Below are 25,254 nucleotides of genomic sequence, written 5' to 3'. Positions count from 1 at the left end.
CGTGACACCCGAACACCACACTCCGTCCCATGCGGTCTGCCTCGACCTGCGGTCCTCTGCCCGGCCGCCCGACGGCAACCCGCCGCTGGAGCGCGCGGTGGCCGACGCCCTGGACGAGCCTCAGCAGGGCGACGAGCGGCGCTTCCTCGTCATTGACGACGCGTGCGACCTCATCGCCCATCAACTCCTCTACGAGCAGCTCTACTCCTACGGACCGGCACAGGTGATCTGCCTCGCGCTGGGCGCGGGAGACGACCGGACCCTGCGAAGGCCGCTCACCCTGCGGCCACCCGCAGCCGGTGTGCTGTGGCTCCTCGATGTGTCCGGCGGGGCGGGCACCCCGGGAGGCGGCCCGCGGCCCGGGACACCCGCTGCGGACGAGGCCCTGCGCCCGCTCGTCGAACTCCTCGTCATGCCCGGGGTGTTCGACGCCGTGGTGAGCGCGCTCGGGGATGTCGTCCACGGGGTCGCGGTGCCTGCCGTGCGCATCCTGGAACACGATCTGACGGACGACGCCAGGACCAGGTCCTGGTGGCAGGCGCTGGAGAGCCTCGTCGGACAGGAAGGCCCCGCCCCCGCGCTGGGAGACGCCCTTCCCGCCGAACTGGCGCTCCTCCTCGGCGACTTCGTCCCGCGCAACCTGGAGAACCGGGCCTGGCTGCTGCCCGGCGGCCCGGCCGAGGCGCGGCACCGGAAGTGCGGCGCGGCGCTGCGTGACACCGTGGACGGCTACGAGCAAGTGCGCGGCTGGGCAGGGCTGTTCACCATGAAGGCCGGGGAGGCGGATCTGCCCGGCCGCCTCGAACGGCTGTCGTTCGCTCTGGCCGGGTACCAGGAGACGATCGCCGGGGCGCTGTCCGACGGCGGCGGAGTACGGCTCACGTCCGAGCAGCGCAGCCGGCTCGTGGAGCGCGGTATCGATCTGCCGGAGATCCCCGAAGTCTCCCGCAGCAGTGTCGGACCGGGCCTCCGCGGCTTCACGGAGAGCCTGATCGCCAGGCGCCTGCCGCTTCGTTCGGTCGCCGCCCGGCTCGCGGCGCTCTCGGACCGTTCGGCCCCGGCAGGCAGTACGGCCCGGCTCGCCCGGCTCGACGAGATCTGTGACCGGACCTATCTGGCGCATCTCACGTCGCCCGTGCCCTTCACCGCGGGCGGTTCACGGCGCATCGCGGCCGTGGTGGCCTTCGTGCTGGCCTTGGCCGCCGGGCTGTGGCCCGGACTCGGCTGGGCGCTGGGACCGGCCACCGGGCTGGCCGGGGCGGCACTCGCCGTCCTCATGCTGCGCCGGCGGCCCAACCGCTCGCCCGACGGCAGACTCGACGGCGGAGGCAGTACGGGGGCTGCGCCCCGCCTCTTCGGCGGTCTGGCGGGCGGGCTCGCCGGGGCGCTCACCGGTCAGCTGCTTGCGCTGCCCGCCTGGGCCGGTGCGCTCGCCCTGGTGATCTCGCTGGTCCTGCTGGTGCTGCTGGCCGTACGCCACTGGACCGCGGCCGTCGACTCCTGGTGGCGCGGTACGGACGCGGAGTTCGCCGCCCGGATGGTGGGGGAGGTCGATCAGCTGCTCATCGAAACGGCCGTCCACGACTGGCTGTTCGCGGATGCGCGTTACCACTGCTCGGACGGCGCGCGAGCCGTCTCCCTGCTCCTTCGGGGCCTCGCGGACACGGCGGAGCAGCACACTCCGGGCGTCTCGCCGCAACCGGTGGCGGCGCGGGAGGAGGAGCGGGGGCGGGAGCCGTCGACGGGAGCGGATCCGCGGTCCGCGCCATGGAGCTGGGACAGCTGGGGCGACAGCGCGGCCGAGGACGGCTGGCTCGATGCCACGGCGACGGCCGGGCCCGCGGGTGGTCCGCAGCCCGCCGGTTTTCCGGAGGACGCCGACCCCTTCGAGCCCGCCCGGACCCAGGACGCGTTCCGGGAGCCCGACGGGCAGGACCAAGCACCCGCCGACCCCTGGAACGCCGAGCCCGTCGCCGATCCCGCATGGCTGGAGCGGGAGCGGGGAGACGGCGGCCCGGCACTGGTCGACACGCTCGTCTCCGACCTCATGGACGGAGTGGCCCTCATCGTCAAACCCTGTTGGGGAGCCGTCGAACGTGACCCGTCGAATGCGGGCCGGATGCCGCTGGAGCGGCCCATGGGCGAGCTGCTCGACGAGGTGCACACCCGGCTGCAGCGGGACGGAGCAGCCTCTCCGCCGCCGTACGCGTCCCATCCCGAACGGCGGCCGGGCGCACCCCAGTTGCTCGGGGTCTCGGCCGAGCGGGTCGCCTGGCTCCTCGGATCGGGCGGTGTGGCCGAGCAGGCCGTACCCCTGTGCGGCGCCGAACACCGGCGGATGCTCTCCAAGGACCCCGTGGCGGTACGCCAGGTGCGGTTCGTCCCGGAGGCGATGCGCCGTGGCGCGGAACAGGACGAGACCCAGGACAGCTGGCGCGGCGCGGCCGAGGACGTGGTGTGGACGGCTACCGGCCGTCACGCCGGCGTACTGCGGCTCGTGCCGCTGCGCGCGGAGACCGTCCGCACCGTCAGGGGAGAGGAGGGCGGTGCGCCATGAACCGGCCTGAAGGCGGCGCGCACTTCGCGCAGGGACCAGGACCGGACGAGCTGGAATTCTTCACCCACAAGGAGGACCCGGTCCGGTTCGCGGCCCGCTTCGGCGCGGACCGGCCGTCACCCGAGCGGCCGTCGTTGCTGGCCCGCAAGGTGATCCTGGGTGCGGGCTGGCAGGTGAACCAGTACCGGCTTCCGCTCTCGGCCCAGGGCGATCCCCAGGCGTACGGGACGCTGGAGCGCGAGGTGGCAGCGGCCGTCGCCCTGGAGCGGCGCTACGGCTCGGAGCGGTACGGCGAGGTCTTCACCCGGATGATCGGCTTCGACCTGGAGGCCCCGGAACCGTTCATCATCTACCGGATCCACGGCGGTGAGCCGATCAGCGGCCGGCGGGGCGCCCTGAGCGTGGACGAGCAGCACCGTGTGCTCGCCCAACTCGCCCTGTCCGTACGGCTGCTGGAGGACGTGGGCCTCGTACACCGGGCCATCGCGCCGGAGACCGTCCGCTGGGACGGCACCCATGTGCGGCTCACCGAGCCGTATGGCGCGCTGCGCACCAAAGAGCCCAGGAGTGCCTTCGGCACGGCTCCCTGGGCGTCGCCGGAGCAGCGCGAGGGCACCGGCGTGACCGATGCCAGGGACGATCTGTGGGCCGTGGCCCAGCTGATGTACTTCCTGCTCTCCGGGCGGGCGGACAAGGGGGCGGGCCCGCCCGCCGACCTCGCCGACTTCCGGCGGCTGGCCGCCCTGGACCACGGTGGTGTGTTCGCTCCGCTGGCGCAGGCGAGGCCCACGCCGGCGGAACTGATGCGGCTGCTCAACGTCTCCGACCCGCTGGCCACGGCCGCCGGGGCCGGCGACTCCCTCGGCCGGGCGCGTGCCGAATACGACGCGCAACGCGCCCGCAAGCGAAGGGAGCTGGGCCTCGACGGGCACGCCGACGAGGCGATCACAACCCCGCCCGCACCCGCCCGCCGCTCCCTGCGCTCGCTGCTGGGCGTGCCACCGACGGCGAACGGTGCAGCGCCCGCGCAGCCCGCCCCCGGGCCGCCTGCGCCCACCCGCTCGCGGCTCTGCCCCCACTGCCTGCTCCCTGTCACCTTCGACGAGAGCATGCTGATCACCATCTCCGCCAAGGGCGATCGCGTACCGCTCGACCTCAGTACGGAACACCGCCCCACACACCGTGAGGACGCGATGCGCCAGGCGTTCCACCGCTGCCCCCACGCCGAGGGGGACAGGTCCCACGAGCTGCCGGTCCCGTATCTGACCAACGGCGAACCGCTGTCCATCGCCCTGGTGGGCAGCTCGGCCGTGGGCAAGACGCATCTGCTGGCCGCCATGCTCGGCGAGATCGAGCAGGGCGGCCTCAAGTCGTACGGACTCACGTGTCGGCCGCTCAACCCGGCTTCGCACCGCACCTTTCTGCGGGAGCGGGTGCAGGGACTGCACCAGGGCAAGAAGCTTGCCAGCACGGGGCAGCAGACCTTCGCGCGCTTCGCCGACGGTCTCCTGGTCACCGGGCGCGGGGCGACCAGGCCGGTCGTCTTCTTCGACCTTGCCGGTGAGGACCTGGCCGAGGAGGGGGAGGTGACCGGATTTCTGATGGGGGTCGGCGCCTTCATCTTCGTACTCGATCCGCTGCGGGCACTGCGGTTGCCGTTCCTCGACCCGGTGCGCGAGCGCAACAAGCTGCGGCGGCGCGATCTGGGCGACGAGGCGTTCACCACCGTCCTCAACCGGATCCCGCGGCGCGGGCCCTATATCGAAGCACCGGCGGCGGTCGCGGTGAACAAGAGCGACCTGGTGCGCTTCGACCCGTCCGTGGACCGCTGGCTGGGCCGTGCCCTGCCGCCGCACTTCGACGCGGAAGCGGTACGGGCGGAGAGCCGCGACGCCTATGCGTTCGTGTCGCATCACGCCAGCTCCGCCTGGCTCAAGCCGTTCGACGACTGTGCCCGCTGCACGCTGCACTTCGTGGCGGCGACCGGGGGACAGGCGAGGGGCGACGAGTTCCCCCACGGTGTCAGGCCACGTCGGGTGCTGGCGCCACTGCTGTCGATCTTCGCCATGTGCGGGCTCCTGCCGGGAGCGGAGCCGAGAGAGGTGGGCGCCTGATGGTCCGGCAAGAGGAATCGGTGGACCAGATCGTCTTCCGCTGGGATGCGGACAACGCTTCGGGCACCACCGGATTCGGCCCGGTGGCCTGGTCCTGCGGTCAGGAGCACGCCGACGTCGTCTTTCGCAGCGCGGCCGCGCTGCTGCGGGCGACCGGCGAGGACACGGTGCCGGCACTGGTCCGCCTCGAGCGCGACAACAGTGCGCTGCTGCTGCACCGCACTCCCTGGCGCGACGAGAGCGGACGCACCCAGACGATCTGTCATGCACTGCTCGGGTCGTCCCAGACACTCGACCCCGAGACCTGCCTCGGGCTGCACACCTGGCGCTGGGAGGGCAGCCAACTGCCGCTGGACGAAGTCCGCGGCCCCCTCGGCCAGGTGCGGGCGGCCGAGCTGATCGGATCGGCCATGGAGGGACAGCGCCGGCTGGCGGGGAGCCTGGCGGATGTGGATGAGGAACTGACCGGCCTGGTCGCGGAGTATCTGCGCCATCCGCGTCACTGCTTCACGGTGCTCGACAGGCAGGGCGGCGACAGCGCCTGCCGGGTGCTGTGGGGAATGGCGGGCATCTTCGGCGGGCTCTTCGAGAAGGGCTGGACCTTCGCCACCCACGACACCGCCGAGACGACGCTGCTGCGCTTCGTCTTCGTGCGGAGCTGGCCGGGCGCGGCGGCTCAGGACACCCAGCGGCTGCGTACGGATCCGCTGGAGCGCCGCCGGGATCGCGCCCAGCAGCTCGCGTCCGAACTGGTCCGTCACCATGTGCGGGCGCAGGTCGAGGGGCGGGAGTTCGAGGTCGACAGGGAGCTGCGGCAGGCCGCCGCGCGGCGGGCGGGGAACGGGGGCGGACGGGAGACCCTGCTGGACACGGTGGAACGCGCCGTGTCGGCCCTGGAGAGCGCGGGACGGGCCCGCACCCGCCGGGCAGAGGAACACCGTCCGCCGCCGTGGGAGGCGCCCGTGCCCCAGGCACGTGAGCCCTACGCCAGGCAGCCGGACCCGTACGGCGAGGGCGAGACCTACGCCAAGCCGGACCCGTACGGCGAGCGCGAGAGGTACGCCAAGCCGGACCCGTACGGCGAGCGCGAGAGGTACGCCAAGCCGGACCCGTACTCCCGGCGCGAGCCGCAAACGACGCATCAACGGCCCCCGGTGCAGCAGCCCCGGCCCGCCGCGCAGCCGGTTTCGCACCCGAGCCCGCTCGCCGGCCCGCGCACGGTCCCGCAACCGTCCCCGGGCCCTGCGGCCGAGCCCGAAGTCCGCGTCGTCCGGCCGCAATGGCCGCTCCCGCAGGGCAGCCCGCGCCGCCTCGTCCTCCGCGGCCGGCGCGGACGGCGACCCACCGTCCAGCACCAGGAACTCCTGACCGTCCTCGCCGCCTTCCCCGATCGCTACAACGGCTCCGCGGCCCAGGCCAGAACCGTGGTGCGGGGCGCCGCGGACGAGGATCTGCTGTACGCGCTGCGGGCGAGCATCCACTACGAGGCCCTGACTTTCGTGATGGCGGAGATCGCCCGCAGATGGCCCCACTGGCCGCAGCGTCATCGCCGTCACCTGTGCGACACCCTCCTCGACCTGGACCTCTTTCTGACTCAGACGCACGGGCTCGGCATCGGAGGTCCCGGTGACGAGATCCGGGCCGCCAACGCCGCAGCGCTGTACAGCTGGGCGATCCGGCCTCTGCTGAAGGACCCGGCCGCGAACACCCGGCTGGCCGAGCTGCTGCCGCGTCTGAGCACCGGACCGCACCGGGCCGGGCGAGCCGCGGTCTGGCAGATCGTGTCGGGCGAGCGGCCCGGACTGCCCGAGGCCGTGTGGTTCTCCCTGCTCAGCGCGGCGCACGGAAAACGCCGGCCGGACACCGTCGCCCCGGGAGCCCGGGCGGTCCCGCACGGGCTCCCGGACCGCGCTGTGCCGGACCAACCCCCGCCGCCGTCGGCGGCCCCGCGCGATCCCGACCGCTCCGCTCCACAGGACGGCCGGATGATCGTCGTCGCCCTCGCCGGGGTGCTCGTGGTGGCCGTTGCCCTCATCGTGATGCTGTGGAACGTCATGTGATCGCTCGCCGACCGTCAAGATTCACCGGATGAGTAGCTCTTCGCAGGTTGAATGGCGCTCAGTGCGGGTGAGGATGGGGTCATGGGATTCCATGTCGACTCCGAGACCGGGCGGCTGCGCCAGGTCATACTGCACAGGCCCGATCTGGAGCTGAAGCGCCTCACGCCCAGCAACAAGGACGCGCTGCTCTTCGACGACGTCCTGTGGGTGCGCCGTGCCCGCCAGGAGCATGACGGGTTCGCCGACGTGCTGCGCGACCGCGGGGTGGAGGTGCATCTCTTCGGCGACCTGCTGCGCGAGTCGCTGGAGCTCCCGGAGGCCAGAAAGCTCGTCCTGGACCGGGTCTTCAACGAGAAGGAGTACGGTCCGCTCGCCACGGATCACCTCCGCGCGGTCTTCGACGAGCTGCCCTCGGCCGACCTGGTGGAGGCGCTGGTGGGCGGAATGACCAAACGGGAGTTCCTCGCAGGTCATCCCGAGCCGACCTCCGTCCGTTTCCATGTGATGGACCTGGACGACTTTCTCCTCGGCCCGCTGCCCAACCACCTCTTCACCCGCGACACCTCCGCCTGGATCTACGACGGCGTCTCGATCAACGCCATGCGCTGGCCCGCGCGGCAGCGCGAGACGGTCCACTTCGAGGCGATCTACAAGCACCACCCGCTCTTCACCAGTCCGCATGCGGGGGAGTTCCACCACTGGTCGGAGGGGCAGGACGACTATCCCTCGACCATCGAGGGCGGTGACGTCCTGGTGATCGGCAATGGCGCGGTGCTGATCGGCATGAGCGAGCGCACCACCCCGCAGGCCGTGGAGATGCTGGCGCGCGGGATGTTCGCGGCCGGTTCCGCGCGGACCATCGTGGCGCTCGACATGCCCAAGCGGCGGGCCCTGATGCATCTCGACACCGTGATGACGATGGTCGACCGCGACGTCTTCACCCAGTACGCGGGGCTCGGGATGCTCCGCTCGTACACCATCGAGCCGGCCGAGGGCAGGCAGGCGCTGAAGGTCACCGACCATCCGCCGGAGCACATGCACAGCGCGATCGCGGCGGCGCTCGGTCTGAAGGAGATCCGGGTGCTCACGGCGACGCAGGATGTGCACGCGGCGGAGCGCGAGCAGTGGGACGACGGCTGCAATGTCCTCGCCGTCGAGCCGGGTGTCGTCGTCGCGTACGAGCGCAATGTCACGACGAACACCCATCTGCGCAAGCAGGGCATCGAGGTGATCGAGATCCCCGGCAGCGAACTGGGCCGGGGCCGGGGAGGCCCTCGCTGTATGAGCTGTCCGTTCGAGCGCGATGCCGTCTAGCCGACCGGGACTGCCCGGCCGGACCGTCTGTATAGCAATGCAGGAGTACGTATATACTTCCACGGTCCCCGCATTCGTGACACAGGAGCAGCAGCCACCATGGCGATACATCTCGAAGGCCGCCACTTCCTCAAGGAGCTGGACTTCACCGCCGAGGAGTTCCGCGGCCTGATCGATCTGGCCGCGGAGCTGAAGGCGGCCAAGCGGGCGGGAGCCGAGGTGCAGCGGCTGCGGGGCAGGAACATCGCGCTGATCTTCGAGAAGACCTCCACCCGTACCCGCTGCGCCTTCGAGGTCGCGGCCGCCGACCAGGGCGCCGCGACGACCTATCTCGACCCCGTCGGCTCGCAGATCGCGCACAAGGAGTCCGTGAAGGACACCGCGCGCGTACTCGGCCGGATGTACGACGCCATCGAGTACCGCGGGCAGGGCCAGGGCGTGGTGGAGGAGCTCGCCGTGCACGCCGGTGTCCCCGTCTACAACGGGCTCACCGACGAATGGCACCCCACCCAGATGCTCGCCGACGCGCTGACGATGACCGAGCACGCCGACAAGCCGCTGGATCAGGTCGCGTACGCCTATCTCGGCGACGCCCGCTACAACATGGGCAACTCCTACCTGGTCACCGGCGCGCTGCTGGGCATGGACGTGCGGATCGTCGCCCCCCGGCTGCTGTGGCCCGACGACACGATCGTGGACCTGGCGCGCGGGCTGGCCAAGGCGTCCGGTGGCAGCGTCACGCTGACCGACGACGTCATCGAGGGCGTGCGCGGTGCGGACTTCGTCGCCACTGACGTATGGGTCTCGATGGGGGAGCCGAAGGAGGTGTGGGACGAGCGGATCGCGCTGCTCGGTCCGTACGCCGTGACCATGGACGTGCTGCGTGCCACCGGCAACGCGAACGTGAAGTTCCTGCACTGCCTCCCCGCCTTCCACGACCTGGGAACCAAGATCGGCCGCGAGATCTATGAGAGGCACGGTCTGACCGAGCTCGAAGTCACCGACGAGGTCTTCGAGTCGGAGCACTCCGTCGTGTTCGACGAGGCGGAGAACCGGATGCACACGATCAAGGCGATCATGGTGGCCACACTCGGCTGAGGGGCCGCCGTCAGCTCCGCGACGGAAGGGTGAACCAGACCGCCTTGCCCGAGTCGGTGGCTCGGTGCCCGCAGGCCGAGCTCAGTGCGCGTATCAGCAGCAGCCCCCGGCCGTGCTCCTGCAAGGGGTCGGGCTCGGGCGCGTGCCGGGACAGATGGCCCGGCGGGGCCGGGTCATCGTCGTGGACCTCCACCTGGCAGCCCGTCGGGAGCAGCTCCACCACCAGCTGGATGGGGCCTCCACCGCGCGTGTGCTCCACCGCGTTGGCGACGAGCTCGGCCGTGAGCAGCTCGGCCGTGTCGCGGTCCGCCGACACCTCGATGTCCGCCAGCGCCGTACGCACCAGGGCGCGGGCGATGGGCACGGCGGCCGCCGAGTGCGGCAGGGCGACGCGCCAGGAGGCGGGGCCGGAGGCTTCGAGCAAGGCGGGGGGTTCCGTTCGACGTGGGAGGTCCGGATTTCAACCCTAGAGAGGCCAGGGGGCAAGCAAGGGACCCGGGCCCGTCTTGGGCAGGACCTGTGCCACGGCTGATACGGGACCTTTGTCTCGGTACAAACCGGCTACAAAGCTCGTATCGCGTACTCGTGACGGGAGTCACGTAAGAGTGATAACTTCGGAAGGGCGGGCAGCAGCAGACCGCCCGCCTGAAGGAGGCCACACTCCATGAGCCCCTTTTCCGGCTCCGCGCAGCGCACCGAGCGCTGGCGCCATCTGCGGCTCAGCACGCACGACGGCGTCGCGACCGTCACCCTCGCCCGCCCCGAGAAGCTCAACGCTCTCACCTTCGGCGCCTACGCCGACCTGCGTGATCTGCTCGCCGAGCTGTCACGGGAGCGGCACGTACGGGCGCTGGTGCTGGGCGGCGAGGGGCGCGGGTTCTGCTCCGGCGGGGACGTCGACGAGATCATCGGCGCGACCCTCTCCATGGACACCGCCCAGCTCCTCGACTTCAACCGGATGACCGGCCAGGTGGTACGCGCGCTGCGCGAATGCCCCTTCCCCGTGATCGCGGCGGTCCACGGCATCGCGGCGGGTGCGGGGGCGGTACTGGCGCTGGCCGCGGACTTCCGTATCGCGGACCCGTCCGCGCGTTTCGCCTTCCTGTTCACCAAGGTGGGCCTCTCGGGCGGCGACATGGGGGCGGCGTATCTGCTGCCGAGGGTCGTCGGCCTCGGCCACGCCACGCGACTGCTGATGCTCGGCGAACCGGTCCGCGCGCCCGAGGCCGAACGGATCGGCCTGATCAGCGAGTTGACGGAAGAGGGCCAGGCGGACGCGCGGTCGGCCGAGCTGGCCCGCCACCTCGCGCAGGGCCCGGCCCTGGCCTACGCCCAGACCAAGGCCCTGCTCACCTCCGAGCTCGACATGCCGCTCGCGGCCTCGGTGGAACTGGACGCGGCGACGCAGGCGCTGCTGATGAACGGCGAGGACTACGCGGAGTTCCACGCGGCGTTCACGGAAAAGCGCGCCCCGAAGTGGCGGGGGCGCTGACCATGCGACCCCCGTCGCCCCGGGGCGCCATCTCGGCCCGTCCGGCGTTTGAGCACACGGCCGAAGGCCGTACGGGGTCTGGGGCGGCGCCCCACCCCCTCCGCGTCGCCGTCATCGGCGGCGGCCCCGGCGGCCTCTACGCCGCCGCCCTGCTCAAGCGCCTCGACCCCGACCGCGAGATCACCGTCTGGGAGCGCGGTGCCCCCGACGACACCTTCGGCTTCGGCGTCGTCCTCTCCGACGAGACCCTCGGCGGGATCGAGCACGCCGACCCTGTCATCTACCGCGCGCTCCAGGACGAGTTCGTCCGCTGGGACGACATCGACATCGTCCACCGCGGCCGCACCCTCACCTCCGGCGGCCACGGCTTCGCCGCCCTCGGCCGGCGCCGTCTCCTGCAGATCCTCCACGACCGCTGCGCCGGTCTGGGCGTACACCTCCGTTTCCGCACCCCCGCCCCGCCCGCCGCCGAACTCGCCACCACCCACGACCTGGTCATCGCCGCGGACGGTGTGAACAGCCTCACCCGCGAGGCGCACGCCGACGCCTTCGCCCCGCACATCACCACCCACCGCTGCCGCTATATCTGGCTTGCCGCGGACTTCGCCTTCGACGCCTTCCGCTTCGAGGTCGCCGAGACCGAGTACGGCGCGATGCAGCTGCACGGCTATCCCTACTCCCCCGGCGCCAGCACCGTCATCGTCGAGATGCGTGAGGAGGTCTGGCGGGCGGCCGGTCTCGACGGCTGCGACGAGCAGGAGTCCATCGACCGGTGCGCCAAGATCTTCGCCGACGCGCTCGACGGCCGGCCGCTGCACGGCAACAACTCCGCCTGGATCGCGTTCCGTACCGTCGTCAACGACCACTGGTCCCACGGCAATACGGTGCTGCTGGGCGACGCCGCCCACACGGCCCACTTCTCCATCGGCTCCGGCACCAAGCTCGCCGTCGAGGACGCCCTCGCGCTCGCCGCCTGCATCGAGGAGCAGCCCGATCTCCCCGCTGCCCTCGCCGCGTACGAGGGTGAGCGCCGCCCCGTCGTCGAGTCCACGCAGCGCGCGGCCGCCGCCAGCCTGCGCTGGTTCGAGGAGCTGGGCACGTATCTCGACCAGCCGGCCCGGCAGTTCGCGTTCAATCTGCTCACCCGCAGCCGCCGCGTCACCCATGACAATCTGCGCCTGCGCGACCCGGCGTTCACCGACGCCGTCGAGCGCGACTTCGGCTGCCCGCCCGCCACCCCACCGATGTTCACGCCCCTCACGCTGCGCGGGCTGACCCTGCGCAACCGCGTGGTCGTCTCGCCCATGGACATGTACTCCGCCAAGGACGGCGTCCCCGGCGACTTCCACCTCGTCCACCTGGGCGCGCGGGGCCTCGGCGGTGCGGGCCTGGTGATGACCGAGATGGTGTGCGTGAGCGCACAGGGCCGTATCACCCCCGGCTGCACGGGCCTCTACACCCCCGAGCAGGGCGCCGCCTGGCGCCGGGTCACCGACTTCGTGCACCTCCACGCACCCGGCACCGCGATCGGCGTCCAGCTCGGGCACTCCGGCCGCAAGGGCTCCACCAAGCTCATGTGGGAGGGCATCGACCAGCCGCTCGACGAGGGGAACTGGCCTCTCGTCGCGGCCTCACCGCTCTCCTACCGCCCCGGCGTGAACCAGATCCCCCAGGCGCTGGACCGCGACGGACTGGCCGAGATCCGCGAGCAGTTCGCCGACGCGACCCGGCGTGCGGACGCGTGCGGTTTCGACCTGCTCGAACTCCACTGCGCCCACGGCTATCTCCTCTCCGGCTTCCTCTCGCCGCTCACCAATCAGCGCACCGACGCCTACGGCGGCTCCCTTGAGAACCGTCTTCGCTTCCCTCTCGAAGTCTTCGACACCATGCGCGCCATCTGGCCCGACGACCGGCCCATGACCATCCGTATCTCCGCCACCGACTGGGCGCAGGGCGGCAACACCGCCGAGGACGCCGTCGAGATCGCCCGCGCGTTCTCCGCCCACGGCGCCGACGCGATCGACGTCTCCACGGGCCAGGTCGTGTCGGACGAACAGCCGGAGTACGGCCGCTCGTACCAGACCCCGTACGCCGACCGGATCCGCAACACGCTCGGCATTCCCGTCATCGCGGTCGGCGCCATCTCCTCCTGGGACGACGTCAACTCGCTCCTGCTGGCGGGCCGCGCCGACCTCTGCGCGCTGGCCAGGCCGCATCTCTACGATCCGCACTGGACCCTGCACGCGGCCGCCGAACAGAACTACAAGGGGGCGGGAGCGATCTGGCCCGACCAGTACGCGGCAGGCAGTCGCAGGCCCCCGACCGGCCGGACGGACGCGCCAAAGCCCCGGCTCACTCTGAGCTGAGCGCAGGGGGTGTCTTTCGGATCTTGCCGGGCTCGCGTGCCCTGGCACACACTCCCCCGTAGCCCTTCGGGCACGGGAGGTGCCCCCATGCCGCGTTGCGTCAGTCGCCGACGCTCCGCCTCGACTCCTCCTCCGCCTTGCAGCTGCACGCACCAGACCCGCTCGCTGATCGGGCCTGATCCAAACGACACCCCCTCGGACTCTCACGCCTGCACGAACGCCGCTCCCGCGTCCCGCAGCAGCGCGTGCAGCCGGGCGAAGACCTCCGCCGACCGTCCCCCCGGCCAGCCCTGCGGCAGCAGTTCGGCCGGCAGTCCCGGATCGATGTACGGCAGCCGCCGCCAGGAGTCCAGCGCCGGAAGATAGTCGCGGTACGCCTCCATCGGGGGCAGCTCGCCGCGCGCCTCCCACTCCCGCAGCCTCGGCTCGTGCAGATCGAGGAACTCCTCGTGCTCCTTCGCGATCGCGCCCAGGTCCCACCAGCGCGCCACCGCCTCCGCCGTCGCCGCGAAGCCGAGATGCTCACCGCGGAACAGCTCGACGTACGGGTCGAGCTGGAGCCGGCGCAGGGTGTGCCGCGCCTCCTCGTACAGCCGCGCGGGCGCGATCCACACGCCCGGGGCGGCCGAGCCGAAGCCGAGCCGTCCGAGCCTTGAGCGCAGCAGATGGCGCTTGTGGCGTTCGGCCTCGGGCACCGAGAAGACCGCGAGCACCCAGCCCTCGGACAGCAGGGGCGAGTGGTGGGCGTAGATCCGCCGGTCGCCGTCGTCGAGCAGCTGGCGGGCGTCGTCCGACAGGGCGTACCCGGCCGCGTCGTCATCGGTGCGTTCGGGGACCAGCAGGCCGCGGCGTTTGAGCCGGGAGACCGATGAGCGCACGGACGGGGCGTCGACGCCGAGAACCGCCAGCAGACGGATGAGTTCGGCCACGGGAAGGGGCCCCGGCCGTTCGCGTCCGTACGCGCCGTACAGGGAGACGATCAGGGAACGGGGTGTGTGCTGCTCGGCCACGTGATCACTTTAGAGCCCGCAGGCGGAAGCGCTGCAGCTTGCCGGTGGGCGTGCGCGGCAGCGCGTCCAGGAAGACGATCTCGCGCGGACACTTGTACGGGGTCAGCCGCCGCTTGACCGCGTCGGTGAGCGCCGCCACGGTCTCCTCGCCCCTCGGGACGCCTTCCCGCAGGACGACATACGCGACCACGATCTGTCCGCGCAGTTCGTCCTCGCGGCCGATCACCGCGGCCTCCGCCACGTCCGGTTGCTGCAGCAGCGCGTCCTCCACCTCCGGCCCGGCGATGTTGTACCCGGCCGAGATGATCATGTCGTCGGCGCGGGCGACGTAGCGGAAATAGCCGTCGGATTCACGCGTATACGTGTCACCGGTGAGATTCCAGCCCTCGCGCACATACTCCAGCTGTCGCGGGTCGTTCAGATAGCGGCAGCCGACCGGGCCGCGCACGGCGAGCAGTCCGGGCTCGCCGTCCGGAACAGGAACCCCGGAGCGGTCCACGACGCGGGCCTGCCAGCCCGGTACCGGTATCCCGGTGGTGCCGGGTCTGATCGCGTCGTCCGCCGCCGAGATGAAGATGTGCAGCAGCTCGGTCGCGCCGATGCCGTTGATGATGCGCAGCCCGGTCCGCTCCTGCCAGGCCTGCCAGGTGGCCGCGGGCAGATTCTCGCCGGCCGACACGCACCGCCGCAGCGAGCCCGTGTCGTACTCCTCGATGCGCTCCAGCATCACGCGGTACGCCGTCGGCGCGGTGAACAGCACCGACACCCGGTGGGCCGCGATCGCGGGCAACAGCCGGTCCGGGCCCGCCTGTTCGAGCAGCAGCGCCGACGCCCCCGCCCGCATCGGGAAGATCACCAGGCCGCCGAGCCCGAAGGTGAAGCCGAGCGGCGGGCTGCCCGCGAAGACGTCGTCGGGCTCCGGCCGCAGCACCTGCGCGGAGAAGGTGTCCGCGACGGCCAGTACATCGCGGTGGAAGTGCATACAGCCCTTGGGCCGCCCGGTGGTGCCGGAGGTGAAGGCGATCAGCGCGACATCGTCGGCCGCGGTCTGCACCGCCTCGTAGGGCTCCGGGGGGCCGGCGGCGGCCAGCCGCAGCAGATCGTCGGGCCCGTCGCCGCCGTACGCCGTGATGCTCAGCCCCGGCACCTCGGCCTTGGCCAGGTCGTCGAGGGAGCGGATGTCGCACAGGGCGTGGCTGACGGCGGCGATCTCGCACACCGTGGCCAGTTCCTTGGCCCGCTGCTGGGCCAGCACGGTGACGGCCACCGCGCCCGCCTTCATCACCGCCAGCCAGCAGGCGGCGAGCCAGGGCGTGGTCGGGCCGCGCAGCAGGACGCGGTTTCCGGGGACGACGCCCAGGCCGGAGGTGAGGACATGCGCTATCCGGTCGACCTGGTCCCGCAGCTCTCCGTAGGTCCAGACCTCGCCGCCGCCGGTCCGGAAGACGGGCCGGTCGGCGCCGAAGCGCTCGATCGTACGGTCCAGCAGTTCGGCTCCGCAGTTGAGCCGCTGTGGATAGTGCAGCGCGGGCAGATCGAAGAGAAGTTCCGGCCACTGCCCGGGCGGCGGGAGGTGGTCGCGCGCAAAGGTGTCGCGGTGGGCCGAGGGTGACAGTTCCATGGTTCGCCCCCTTCTCGTGGTGGGGTCGCGAATCGAGCGTATCGTGAAGGTGACGACAGTCAACAGTCCGCGATACCGTGCTTTCCCGGGGCCCACCCCGGATCCCCGGGCCGCATGAAATGGGGGCACGAATGCCCGTATTCTCGCTCGATCCGGAACAAACCGCCCGATGTGCTCAGCTGCGTACGCTGGCCGCCGAGCAGCTGCGCCCGATCGCCGACAAGGGGGAACCGGGCCACGTCAATCGCCCCTTGGTGGCCGCCCTCGGTGAACTGGGGCTCCTGGGCCGGCTGTTCGGAGCCGGGGCCCTGGAACTGTGCCTGCTGCGCGAATCCCTCGCCCACGGATGTACGGAGGCCGAGACCGCCCTCGCCCTCCAGGGTCTGGGCAGCTACCCCATCGTCCAGGCGGGCACCGCGGCCCAGCAGGAGCGCTGGCTCCCCGACGTGATCGTCGGGCGGGCCGTGGCCGCCTTTGCGCTCAGCGAGCCGGACGCGGGCTCGGACGCGGCGGCCCTTGCACTCAAAGCCGAGCCGGATCGTGGGGGCTGGCGCCTGAGCGGCGAGAAGCGCTGGATCTCCAACGCACCCGAGGCCGACTTCTACACCGTCTTCGCCCGTACGACCGAGGGCGCTGGAGCGCGCGGCGTGACGGCGTTCCTCGTCCCCGCCGACCGGCCGGGGCTGACCGGAACCGCCCTGGAGATGCTCTCACCGCACCCCATCGGCGCGCTGACCTTCGCCGATGTGCCCGTGAGCAGGGACGATGTCCTCGGTGACGTGGACGGTGGCTTCCGTGTCGCGATGAACACCCTGAACCTCTTCCGGCCCAGCGTCGGTGCCTTCGCCGTCGGTATGGCCCAGGCCGCCCTGGACGCGGCCATCGACCACACCGCCCGCCGCACGGCCTTCGGCGGCCCGCTCAAGGACCTCCAGTCCGTCGCCCACCAGGTCGCCGAGATGGCCACCCGCACCGAGGCCGCGCGGCTGCTGGTCTACGCGGCGGCCGCGGCGTACGACGAAAGGGCCGCAGACGTGCCGAAGCGGTCCGCGATGGCGAAGCTGTTCGCGACAGAGACCGCGCAGTACGTCGTGGACGCGGCCGTCCAGCTGCACGGCGCCCGCGGGCTCCAGCGCGGTCATCTGCTGGAACATCTGTACCGGGAGGTCCGCGCGCCGCGGATCTACGAGGGCGCGACCGAGGTCCAGCGCACGATCATTGCCAAGGAGCTGTACGCATGAGCGTCAAGGAGCCGCACGCATGAGCCTGCACCGTCACAATCCGGCCGAGCTCTCGCCCCCCACCGGCTTCTCGCACGCCATCACGGCCACCGGCTCGCGGCTGGTGTTCCTGGCCGGGCAGACCGCGCTGGACACCGGCGGCAAGATCGTCGGGGAGACGCTGCCCGAGCAGTTCGAGACGGCCCTGGCGAATCTGCTCACCGCACTCGCGGCCGCCGGCGGCGCCCCGCAGGACCTCGCCCGTGTCACGGTCTACGCCACCGATGTCGCCGGCTATCGCGCGCACGCCCCTGAACTGGGCCGTATCTGGCGGCGGTTGGCGGGCCGGGACTATCCCGCGATGGCGGTGATCGGAGTGGACCGGCTCTGGGACGAGGAGGCCATGGTGGAGCTGGACGGCACGGCGGTGCTGCCCTGACCGGACTCTGGCGGGCCGCCACCCCCTTTACATAACATCGTTATGACCCGAGGGAGACGCCATGCCGGAGATCGAGCTCAGCGCAGGGACGATCACATACGAGGACAGCGGAGGCACGGGCCCGGTCGTCGTCCTGCTGCACGGGCTCGTCCATGACGCGACGGTCTGGCGCAAGGTCGTCGCCGACCTGCGGCGCGACCACCGCTGCATCGCCCCGACCCTCCCGTACGGCGCCCACCGCACCCCCATGCGCCCGGGCGTCCCCCTGAGCCCCGACTCCGTCAACGAGCTGATCGCGGAGTTCCTGGACCGCCTGGACCTGCACGACGTAACCCTCGTGGAGAGCGACTGCGGCCGCGCCCAGACCGTCGCGGCCCGCCACCCCGAGCGGCTCGCCCGGCTGGTGCTGATCTCCTGCGAGGCTTTCGACAACTACCCGCCGGGAGCGCCCGGAAAGATGATCTCGTTCGTCTGCAAGGTGCCCGGCGGCATCGCGCTGACGGCCCGGATCCTCGGGCTGAAACCGCTGCGCCGGCTGCCCATCGGCTTCGGCGCGCTCACCAAGCGTCCCGTGCCCGACGAGATCATCGACAACTGGCTGCGTCCACTGCTGACCGACAAAGCAATCAGGGCCGACTTCAAGCGCTACAACGCGGGCCTGCGCAAGACCGAACTTCTCGAGGCGGCCGAGGGGCTGCGGAAGTTCGACCGGCCCGCGCTGGTGGTCTGGGCCACGGAAGACCGGATGATGCCGCGCGAACACGGCAGGCGGCTCGCCGAACTGCTGCCCGAGGGGCGGCTGCTGGAGATCGAGGACAGCTGCACGCTCATTGCCGAGGACCGGCCCGACGCGCTCACCGAGGCACTGCGCGCCTTCGTCGCGGAGCCCTCCGGCGGCGGATCTTGATCGACTGGTGGCGGGCTCGCCGTAGGTTTACCGTTCATTAGTGGACGGAACCGTCTACAGACCCTCGTGTGAGGGCTCGATGCGTCATGACGACCCCGCAGCCGGTACCCACATCGCAGATCGCCGCCTCGAACAAGATGAGCGGCGGCGATGTGATCGCACTCCTCGTCATCGCCTCCTGTCAGTTGATGGTGGTCCTCGACATCACCATCGTGAACATCGCGCTCCCGCACATCCAGAGCTCGCTGGGCTTCTCCACCACGACCCTGTCCTGGGTGGTCAACGCCTACACGCTCACGTTCGGCGGCCTGTTGCTCCTCGGCGGCCGTATGGGCGACATCCTCGGCCGACGCAGGGTCTTCATGTTCGGAGTGCTGCTGTTCGCACTCGCCTCGCTGCTGGGCGGCCTGTCCCAGAACTCCGGTCAGCTGCTGGCCTCGCGCGCCCTGCAGGGCGTCGGCGGCGCCATCGCATCGCCGACCGCGCTCGCGCTGATCACCACCACCTTCACCGAAGGCCCGAAACGCAACCGGGCGTTCGGTGTTTTCGCGGCCGTCTCCGCGGGCGGCGCCGCGATCGGCCTGCTGGCGGGCGGCATCCTCGTCGAATGGCTCGACTGGCGCTGGGTGTTCTTCGTCAATGTGCCCATCGCCCTGCTCATCGTTCTGGCAACTCCCCGCCACATCAAGGAGTCCGAACGCCATCCGGGCCACTTCGACCTGGCGGGTGCGTTCACTTCGACCCTCGGCATGGTGGCGCTGGTCTATGGCTTCATCCGGGCTGCCCAGGAAGGCTGGCGCGATCCGTGGACGATCGCGTCGTTCGGCGCCGCGGTGGTGCTTCTGACCTCGTTCATCCTGATCGAGCGCCGGTCCAAACAGCCGATCACGCCCCTGCACATGTTCGCCGACCGTAACCGGTCGGGCACGTACGGAATCATGCTCAGCGTTGCTGCCGCGATCTTCGGCATGTTCTTCTTCCTCACGCTCTTCGTGCAGAACGTGCTCGGCTTCAGCCCGCTCGAAGCCGGACTCGCCTTCCTGCCAGTGAGCGCGGTGGTCGCGGTGGGCGCGGGCTTCGCCTCCCAACTCCTGCCGAAATTCGGCCCGAAGCCCTTCATGGTGACCGGTTCGATCCTGTGCGCGGTCGGTCTGTCCTGGCTGACCCAGACCGATATCCACTCCACGTATCTGGGCAGCATCCTGGGACCGATAGTGGTCTTCGGCTTCGGCATGGGCCTGAACTTCGTGTCGCTGACGCTGATGGCCGTCTCCGGTGTGGCCACGTACGAGACGGGCGCGGCGTCCGGCATGCTCAATGCGACCCAGCAGGTGGGCGGTTCGCTGGGTCTGTCCATCCTGGTCACGGTGTTCGGCACGGCCAGCCGCAACGAGGCCAACGACCAGGTGCCGAGCTTCCTCGCCCAGGCGACCCCGGTGGAGAAGCTGCAATTCCAGCGCACCGGCCAGCTTCCACGGCCCTTCAGCGACCAGGTCCTCACCTCTGGAGTCTCCGCCGCGTTCGTCGCGGCCGCGATCTTCACCGTCGTCGCGGCCGTGATCGCCGTCCTGGCCATCCAGGTCCGTCCCTCCGACCTGGCACGCCTCCAGGGCGGTGTCACTGCTGGCCAGCCCTGAACCCCTCCCGCCATCCGGCCCGCATCCTCGCCCGGGTGCGGGCCCGGACCTGTGATGCGCGGGGACGAGGGGCGCAATCGACACCTCCCTCGCCCGCCTGGCCCACGTCCACCCCGACCCGGGCGGCGCACTCGACGACCTGGTCGACGAGGTCCTCCACGAACTCGACGCCGCCCACGCGGAGGACGACGTAGCGGTGATGGCGGCGCGCATCCGCCGCAAGCCGACGCCGGACGACGAGTGACGGAACCTCCGGCCGACGCCGGGCCCTGGGCTCAGATTCTGGTCTGCGCCACCCGGGCCGATTGCGGATGCCGTTCCCGCCAGCGTGCGTACACAGGGCTGGCCGCGCAGGTGTCCAGATAGCCGTCGGCGACTCTCCGGTGGATTTCGGCACCGTGTGCCGCGAGTGGGCCGTCGCGGCGCCAGGCCAGGACATGCCGGTACCACAGAGGATTTCCGGCGAGGGGACGGACAGCGACGCCCGGGGCTTCGATGAAGGTGGCCTGGCAGAGGCTGACGGCCAGGCCCGCCCGGACGATCTCGATCAACTGCCGCCCCTCGGCTTCGTACGGGGTGAACGGACGGCGATCCACCTGAGCGCAGACGGATGACCAGTATTCGCGGGTGCGGTCGCCGTCGGGGCGGGGGACTGCCCAGTCCTCGTCCATGAGTTGGGCCAGCGAGACCTCCTCCTGTGCCGCCAGCGGGTGGGCCGTCGGCAGGAGGGCGAATACGGGCTCGGTGACGATCAGGTTCAGCACCACGCCCTCACGCGACGGCAGCTCCTGGTCGGGATGATCCCCGAGCACCGTCGCTTCCAAGCGGTCGGCCGCGAGGTCGTCGAGCAGAGTCGCCGGGGAGTACTGGCAGCGTGAGGTCACTTCGGCATGGGGCAGCAACTGCTTTACAGCCAGGATGAGATGGCCGAGCAGTGGAGCGCCGACCGAGCCGATGCGGACTCGATCAGGGGTCGACGTTCGGCGCGTGGCCCGGGCAGTGTCGGCGAGGAGGCCGTCGATGCCCGGCAGGATGGCGCGAGCCCGGCTCAGTACTAGTTCGCCGAAGGGTGTGGGGACGGCGCCGGCGTGCCTCCGGTCGAACAGGTTTCCGCCCAGCATGGCCTCAATGCGGCGCAGTTGGGTGCTGATCCCTGGCTGAGTCAAGGACAGCGAGGCGGCGGCGCGAGTGAGGCTGCCCGCCTCGGCGATCGCGCACACCACCCGCAGATGCCGTACCTCCAGATCCATGGCGTGGATGTTATGGAGCGACGACAGCTTTCGGACAGGTGTCTGCATCCGCAGTCTTATGTGAAATGTCACATGCCATACATCGAGAGGTGCTGATCCTGTGAGTCATTCACGGACTCCGCGGCCGGTGTACGGATCGACGTGCTGAGCGCCGATGGCTACGGAGGGACGGTGCGAGTCACCAAGTCGTAGCCAGGATTGAACAGTCGTGCCCCGGATCCGTTGTGCGGATCCGGGGCACGACCGTGTTCAGGCCGCCTCTGGGAAGTGGCAGGCGACCTCCCGCGGCTCGCCGGGTGCGGCGATCCGCAGCAGTGGTGCCTCGGCGCGGCAGATGGGCTGAGCCTTGGGGCAGCGCGGGTGGAAGGTGCAGCCCGGTGGGGGAGAGGCCGGGCTGGGCGGGTCGCCCAGGAGTGTGATGCGCTCACGGGCCCGCTCGGCTGCGGGGTCGGGCAGGGGCACCGCGGAGAGCAGTGCCCGGGTGTAGGGGTGGGCGGGGGCGGCGTACACCCGCTCCTTGTCGCCGATTTCGACGATCCGGCCGAGATACATGACGGCGACCCGGTCGCAGACCCGCTTGACGACCGAGAGGTCGTGGGCGATGAAGAGGTAGGCCAGGCCGAGCTCCTGCTGGAGGCGTTCCATGAGGTTGACGATCTGGGCCTGTACGGAGACGTCGAGTGCGGAGACGGGCTCGTCGGCGACGACCAGCCGGGGGCTGGTGGCGAGCGAGCGGGCGATGCCGATGCGCTGGGCCTGGCCGCCGGAGAACTCGTGCGGATAGCGGTCGATGTGCTCGGGGATGAGTCCGACCAGGTCCATCAGCTCGGCTGCCCGCTTGCGTGCGTCCGCCGACGAACTCCCTTGCGCCAGAAGGGGGTCGGAGATGATCCGGGCCACGGTCTGGCGCGGATTGAGGGAGGAATGCGGGTCCTGGAAGACCATCTGGAGTTCGCGGCGCAGTGGCTTGAGTTCGCGCTGGGACAGGTGGCTGATGTCGTGGCCGTCGTAGGTGATCGAGCCGGTGGTGGGTTCCAGGAGCCGCACGATCATGCGGCCGGTGGTGGACTTGCCGCAGCCGGATTCGCCGACCAGGCCCAGCGTCTCCCCGGCGGCCACATCGAAGCTGATGCCGTCGACGGCTCGCACGGGATCCGCACGGCGGCGCTTTCCCGGGAAGGCCATCGTTACGTCCCGCACGCTGAGCAGTGGCCGCACGCTGAGGAGTGGCTGAGCTGTACTGGTCATGAGGCGACGCCTTCGTACGCGGGGAGGTGGCAGGCAGCCGGATGCTCGGCCGGTCCGGAGAGCAGGGGCCGTTCGGTCTCGCAGCGCAGCCGCTCGCTCTCCGAGGCGCCTGCCGCCCGGGGGCAGCGGGGCGCGAACGCACAGCCGGGGGCGGGTGCCAGCAGGGACGGCGGGCTGCCGGGGATGGCCCGCAGCGGTTCGTCGTCGCTGTCGTCGAGCCGGGGCAGGGAGTCGAGCAGCCCGCGGGTGTAGGGGTGGGCGGGAGTTGCGAACAGGGTGTCCACCGGGGCCTGTTCGGCCGCGCGCCCGCCGTACATCACCAGCACCTCGTGGGCGACCCGGGCGACCACCCCGAGATCGTGGGTGATCATGACGACGGCGAGTCCGCGCTCCTCCTGCAGCCGGGCGATCAGCTCCAGGATCTGGGCCTGGACGGTGACGTCGAGAGCGGTGGTCGGCTCGTCCGCGATGAGGAGTTCGGGCTCGCAGGCCAGCGCCATGGCGATCATCACGCGCTGGCGCATCCCGCCGGAGAACTGGTGCGGATACTCGCCCGCCCTGCGTTCCGGCTCGGGGATGCCGACTTCGGCGAGCATCTCCACGGCCCGCCTGTGGGCCACCGCACGGCGGGAGCCGAAGTGGACCCGGTGGTGTTCGGCGATCTGCTCGCCGACCGTGTAGTACGGGTGGAGGCTGGAGAGCGGGTCCTGAAAGATCATGGCCATCCGGCGGCCCCGCAGCCGGTTCAACTCCCGTTCCGGGAGCCCCAGCAGCTCCTGTCCTTCGAGGCTGATCGAGCCGGTGACCTCGGCGGCGGTGTGCAGCCCGAGCACCGCCATCGAGGTGACGGACTTGCCCGAACCGGACTCGCCGACGATGCCCAGGGTGCGGCCCCGGTGGACGTCGAAGCTGAGCGAGTCCACGGCCCGCACCGGGCCCCGCTTCGTCGCGAAGGTGACACTCAGGTCCCGTACGGTCAGCAGAGATTGGCTTCCGGTCATCAAAACCTCACCCTCGGGTCGACGACGGCGTACAGCAGGTCGACGGCCAGGTTGGCGACGACGATGAAGGTGGCGGCGAGCAGCGTGACCCCGAGGATGACGGGCTGGTCCCCGCTGGAGAGCGCGCCGTAGAAGAGCCTGCCGATGCCCGGGAGTCCGAAGATGGACTCGGTGATGACGGCGCCCGCGAGGAGCCCGCCCAGGTCCATGCCGAAGATGGTGAGGATCGGCGTCATGCCGGCCCGCAACCCGTGCTTGACGACGACCGTGCGACGCGGCAGGCCCTTGGCGCGGGCCGTGCGGATGAACGGCTCCGCCATCGTCTCGATCATCGAACTGCGGCTCTGGCGTGCGTACATGGCCGCGTACAGAATGGCGAGTGCCAGCCACGGCAGGAGCAGGTTGGTCGCCCAGTGGACGGGGTCGCTGCCGAAGGACACGTACTGCGGGTAGGGGAACAGCCCCGCCACCCGGATCAGCCCGTAGATGAGCATCATCGAGGTGAAGTACACGGGCATCGAGGCGGCGCCGACCGCGCCGACCATCAGGACCCGGTCGAGCAGGGTGTCCTTGCGCAGGGCGGCGGTGACTCCGGCGGTCAGGCCGAGCAGCAGCCACAGCACCGCCGCGCCGAACGCGAGCGAGGCGGAGACCGGAAGCCGGTCCATCAGCAGGCCCCAGACGGACTCGCTGTTCTCGTACGAGTAGCCGAGGCAGGGAAAGCCGCAGTGCAGCGCGTACTGGCCGCTGCCCAGTGTGCGGCCGGTGAAGATGCCGCTGAGGAACTCCCAGAACTGCACCCAGATCGGCTGGTCCAGGCCCATGTGCGCGCGGATCGCCGTCAGGCGTTCGGCGCTGCACGACTTGCCGCAGGCCGCGGCGGCCGGGTCGGAGGGCAGGACGTAGAAGATGGTGAAGGTGACGGCGGCGATCGCGATCAGCACGCCGACCACGCCGAGCAGCCGGCGGCCGAGGTAGCGGGTCATGTGCGGCTTCCCCTCGGGTCGAGGATGTCCCGCAGCGCGTCTCCGAGGAGGGTGAAGGCGAGCACGGCGAGGAAGAGGCAGAAGCTCGGGATGACGAAGTACATGGGATCCGTGTCGTAGAAGGCGACGCTCTCGGCGATCATCTGGCCCCAGGACGGGGTGGGCGGGCGCACGCCGACGCCCAGATAGCTCAGGGCCGCCTCGGTGGCGATCATGCCCGGGATGATCAGGGTGGTGTACGCGATGACGGGCCCGGCGACGCCCGGGAGGATGTCGCGGGTGAGGATCCGCCATGCCCCCGATCCGCCCACCCGCGCGGCGTCGACGTACTCGCGGTGCTTGAGCGAGAGCGTCTGGCCGCGCACCACGCGGGCGATGCCGGGCCAGCCGAACAGCCCGATCACCGCGGTCATCAGCACGATCCGGTTGACGTCCTTGGCCACCGACATCATCGCGATCATGAAGATGAGGGAGGGGAAGGACATGGTCAGGTCCATGATCCGGCTGAGGACCGCGTCGGTGCGGCCGCCGAAGTAGCCGGCCGCGATACCGGCCGCCGTGCCCGCGACCACGACGATCGCGGTCGCGGTGAAGGCGATCAGGAGGGAGACCTGGGCGCCGTGCACGACCCGGGCGAACAGGTCGCGGCCGGTGACGGGTTCGACGCCCAGCCAGTGGTCGGCGGAGATCCCGCCGAGCGGTCCGAGCGGCAGCCCGCCCAGGTAGGGATCGACGGCAGACTTGTCGAACTCCTCGGGCGACCAGCCGCCCAGTGCGCTCAGCAGGGGCGCGGCGGCGGCCATGACGACGAAGAGCGCGACAATGACGAGGGAGATCTTGACGGAGGTGCGGCGGCGTAGTTCCGCGCGGGCCAGCTGCCAGGGGCCGCTGCCCGCCGGAACCTCCACCGGTGCGATGGTGAGAGCCATGATCT

The 25,254-nt window shown here is 70.9% G+C and carries 19 protein-coding genes; 11 read left to right on the top strand and 8 right to left on the bottom strand.

The genetic code is table 11. From position 1 onward, the window contains the following. The first annotated feature begins 1 nt into the window (after position 1). The 5 genes from OG905_RS10570 (at position 2) to argF (ending at position 9,143) form a co-directional block, all read left to right on the top strand. Entirely contained in the window at positions 2-2,557 is a 2,556-nt protein-coding gene (locus OG905_RS10570; RefSeq protein ID WP_328667479.1) for a hypothetical protein, read from the top strand. Next, on the top strand, positions 2,554-4,671 hold the full coding sequence (locus OG905_RS10565; protein ID WP_328667478.1) for a hypothetical protein: 2,118 nt from the start codon (positions 2,554-2,556) through the stop codon (positions 4,669-4,671). The genes OG905_RS10570 and OG905_RS10565 overlap by 4 nt, the downstream gene beginning before the upstream one ends. Then, positions 4,671-6,731, top strand: a complete 2,061-nt coding sequence (locus OG905_RS10560) for a hypothetical protein (RefSeq protein WP_328667477.1) — start codon at positions 4,671-4,673, stop codon at positions 6,729-6,731. The genes OG905_RS10565 and OG905_RS10560 overlap by 1 nt, the downstream gene beginning before the upstream one ends. Positions 6,732-6,812: 81 nt before the next feature. Continuing rightward, positions 6,813-8,045 carry an arginine deiminase gene (locus OG905_RS10555; RefSeq protein ID WP_328667476.1) on the top strand — a complete coding sequence of 411 codons (1,233 nt, stop codon included), beginning with the start codon at positions 6,813-6,815 and terminating at the stop codon, positions 8,043-8,045. A gap of 99 nt (positions 8,046-8,144) precedes the next feature. Further along, on the top strand, positions 8,145-9,143 hold the full coding sequence (gene argF, locus OG905_RS10550; protein ID WP_328667475.1) for an ornithine carbamoyltransferase: 999 nt from the start codon (positions 8,145-8,147) through the stop codon (positions 9,141-9,143). A gap of 10 nt (positions 9,144-9,153) precedes the next feature. On the opposite strand, the gene OG905_RS10545 is transcribed toward argF, so the two are convergent. Further along, positions 9,154-9,567 (bottom strand): ATP-binding protein, encoded by a 414-nt coding sequence (locus tag OG905_RS10545; protein WP_328667474.1) that lies wholly within the window; start codon positions 9,565-9,567, stop codon positions 9,154-9,156. A gap of 240 nt (positions 9,568-9,807) precedes the next feature. Here OG905_RS10545 and OG905_RS10540 point away from each other — a divergent pair, with 240 nt between their 5' ends. After that, positions 9,808-10,635, top strand: coding sequence for an enoyl-CoA hydratase family protein (locus OG905_RS10540; protein ID WP_328667473.1), 828 nt, complete (start codon positions 9,808-9,810; stop codon positions 10,633-10,635). Between the two features lie 2 nt (positions 10,636-10,637). After that, complete coding sequence (locus OG905_RS10535; protein ID WP_328667472.1) at positions 10,638-13,001, top strand: bifunctional salicylyl-CoA 5-hydroxylase/oxidoreductase; 2,364 nt, start codon at positions 10,638-10,640, stop codon at positions 12,999-13,001. 203 nt (positions 13,002-13,204) lie between these two features. Here the strand turns inward: OG905_RS10535 and OG905_RS10530 are convergent, their stop codons facing one another. Then, entirely contained in the window at positions 13,205-14,011 is an 807-nt protein-coding gene (locus OG905_RS10530) for a PaaX family transcriptional regulator (protein ID WP_328667471.1), read from the bottom strand. A 4-nt stretch (positions 14,012-14,015) separates the two neighbouring features. Continuing rightward, a complete protein-coding gene (locus tag OG905_RS10525) occupies positions 14,016-15,632 on the bottom strand; it encodes an AMP-binding protein (RefSeq protein WP_328667470.1) in 1,617 nt (538 codons plus the stop codon). Between the two features lie 131 nt (positions 15,633-15,763). Between OG905_RS10525 and OG905_RS10520 the strand changes: the two genes are divergently transcribed. The 4 genes from OG905_RS10520 (at position 15,764) to OG905_RS10505 (ending at position 19,835) form a co-directional block, all read left to right on the top strand. Continuing rightward, positions 15,764-16,873 (top strand): acyl-CoA dehydrogenase family protein, encoded by a 1,110-nt coding sequence (locus tag OG905_RS10520; protein ID WP_328667469.1) that lies wholly within the window; start codon positions 15,764-15,766, stop codon positions 16,871-16,873. A gap of 19 nt (positions 16,874-16,892) precedes the next feature. After that, complete coding sequence (locus tag OG905_RS10515) at positions 16,893-17,291, top strand: RidA family protein (protein WP_328667468.1); 399 nt, start codon at positions 16,893-16,895, stop codon at positions 17,289-17,291. Positions 17,292-17,352: 61 nt separating this feature from the next. After that, the gene (locus tag OG905_RS10510) at positions 17,353-18,198 is read left to right on the top strand and encodes an alpha/beta fold hydrolase (protein WP_328667467.1); all 846 of its coding nucleotides are present in this window, start codon (positions 17,353-17,355) and stop codon (positions 18,196-18,198) included. A gap of 86 nt (positions 18,199-18,284) precedes the next feature. Next, a complete protein-coding gene (locus OG905_RS10505) occupies positions 18,285-19,835 on the top strand; it encodes an MFS transporter (RefSeq protein ID WP_443043921.1) in 1,551 nt (516 codons plus the stop codon). Positions 19,836-20,110: 275 nt separating this feature from the next. Here the strand turns inward: OG905_RS10505 and OG905_RS10500 are convergent, their stop codons facing one another. The 5 genes from OG905_RS10500 to OG905_RS10480 form a co-directional block, all read right to left on the bottom strand. After that, the gene (locus OG905_RS10500; RefSeq protein ID WP_328667466.1) at positions 20,111-21,085 is read right to left on the bottom strand and encodes a LysR family transcriptional regulator; all 975 of its coding nucleotides are present in this window, start codon (positions 21,083-21,085) and stop codon (positions 20,111-20,113) included. A 249-nt stretch (positions 21,086-21,334) separates the two neighbouring features. Next, positions 21,335-22,333, bottom strand: coding sequence for an ABC transporter ATP-binding protein (locus tag OG905_RS10495; RefSeq protein WP_328667465.1), 999 nt, complete (start codon positions 22,331-22,333; stop codon positions 21,335-21,337). Further along, the gene (locus tag OG905_RS10490; protein WP_328667464.1) at positions 22,330-23,334 is read right to left on the bottom strand and encodes an ABC transporter ATP-binding protein; all 1,005 of its coding nucleotides are present in this window, start codon (positions 23,332-23,334) and stop codon (positions 22,330-22,332) included. Before OG905_RS10490 ends, OG905_RS10495 begins: the two co-directional genes overlap by 4 nt. Next, positions 23,334-24,320, bottom strand: a complete 987-nt coding sequence (locus tag OG905_RS10485; protein ID WP_328667463.1) for an ABC transporter permease — start codon at positions 24,318-24,320, stop codon at positions 23,334-23,336. The genes OG905_RS10490 and OG905_RS10485 overlap by 1 nt, the downstream gene beginning before the upstream one ends. Then, complete coding sequence (locus OG905_RS10480; protein WP_328667462.1) at positions 24,317-25,249, bottom strand: ABC transporter permease; 933 nt, start codon at positions 25,247-25,249, stop codon at positions 24,317-24,319. Before OG905_RS10480 ends, OG905_RS10485 begins: the two co-directional genes overlap by 4 nt. Positions 25,250-25,254: the final 5 nt, after the last annotated feature.

The organism is Streptomyces sp. NBC_00322 (genome assembly GCF_036147535.1).
In the GTDB taxonomy this organism is placed as follows: Bacteria; Actinomycetota; Actinomycetes; order Streptomycetales; family Streptomycetaceae; genus Streptomyces.
This window is presented reverse-complemented; position numbering and strand designations above follow the sequence as displayed.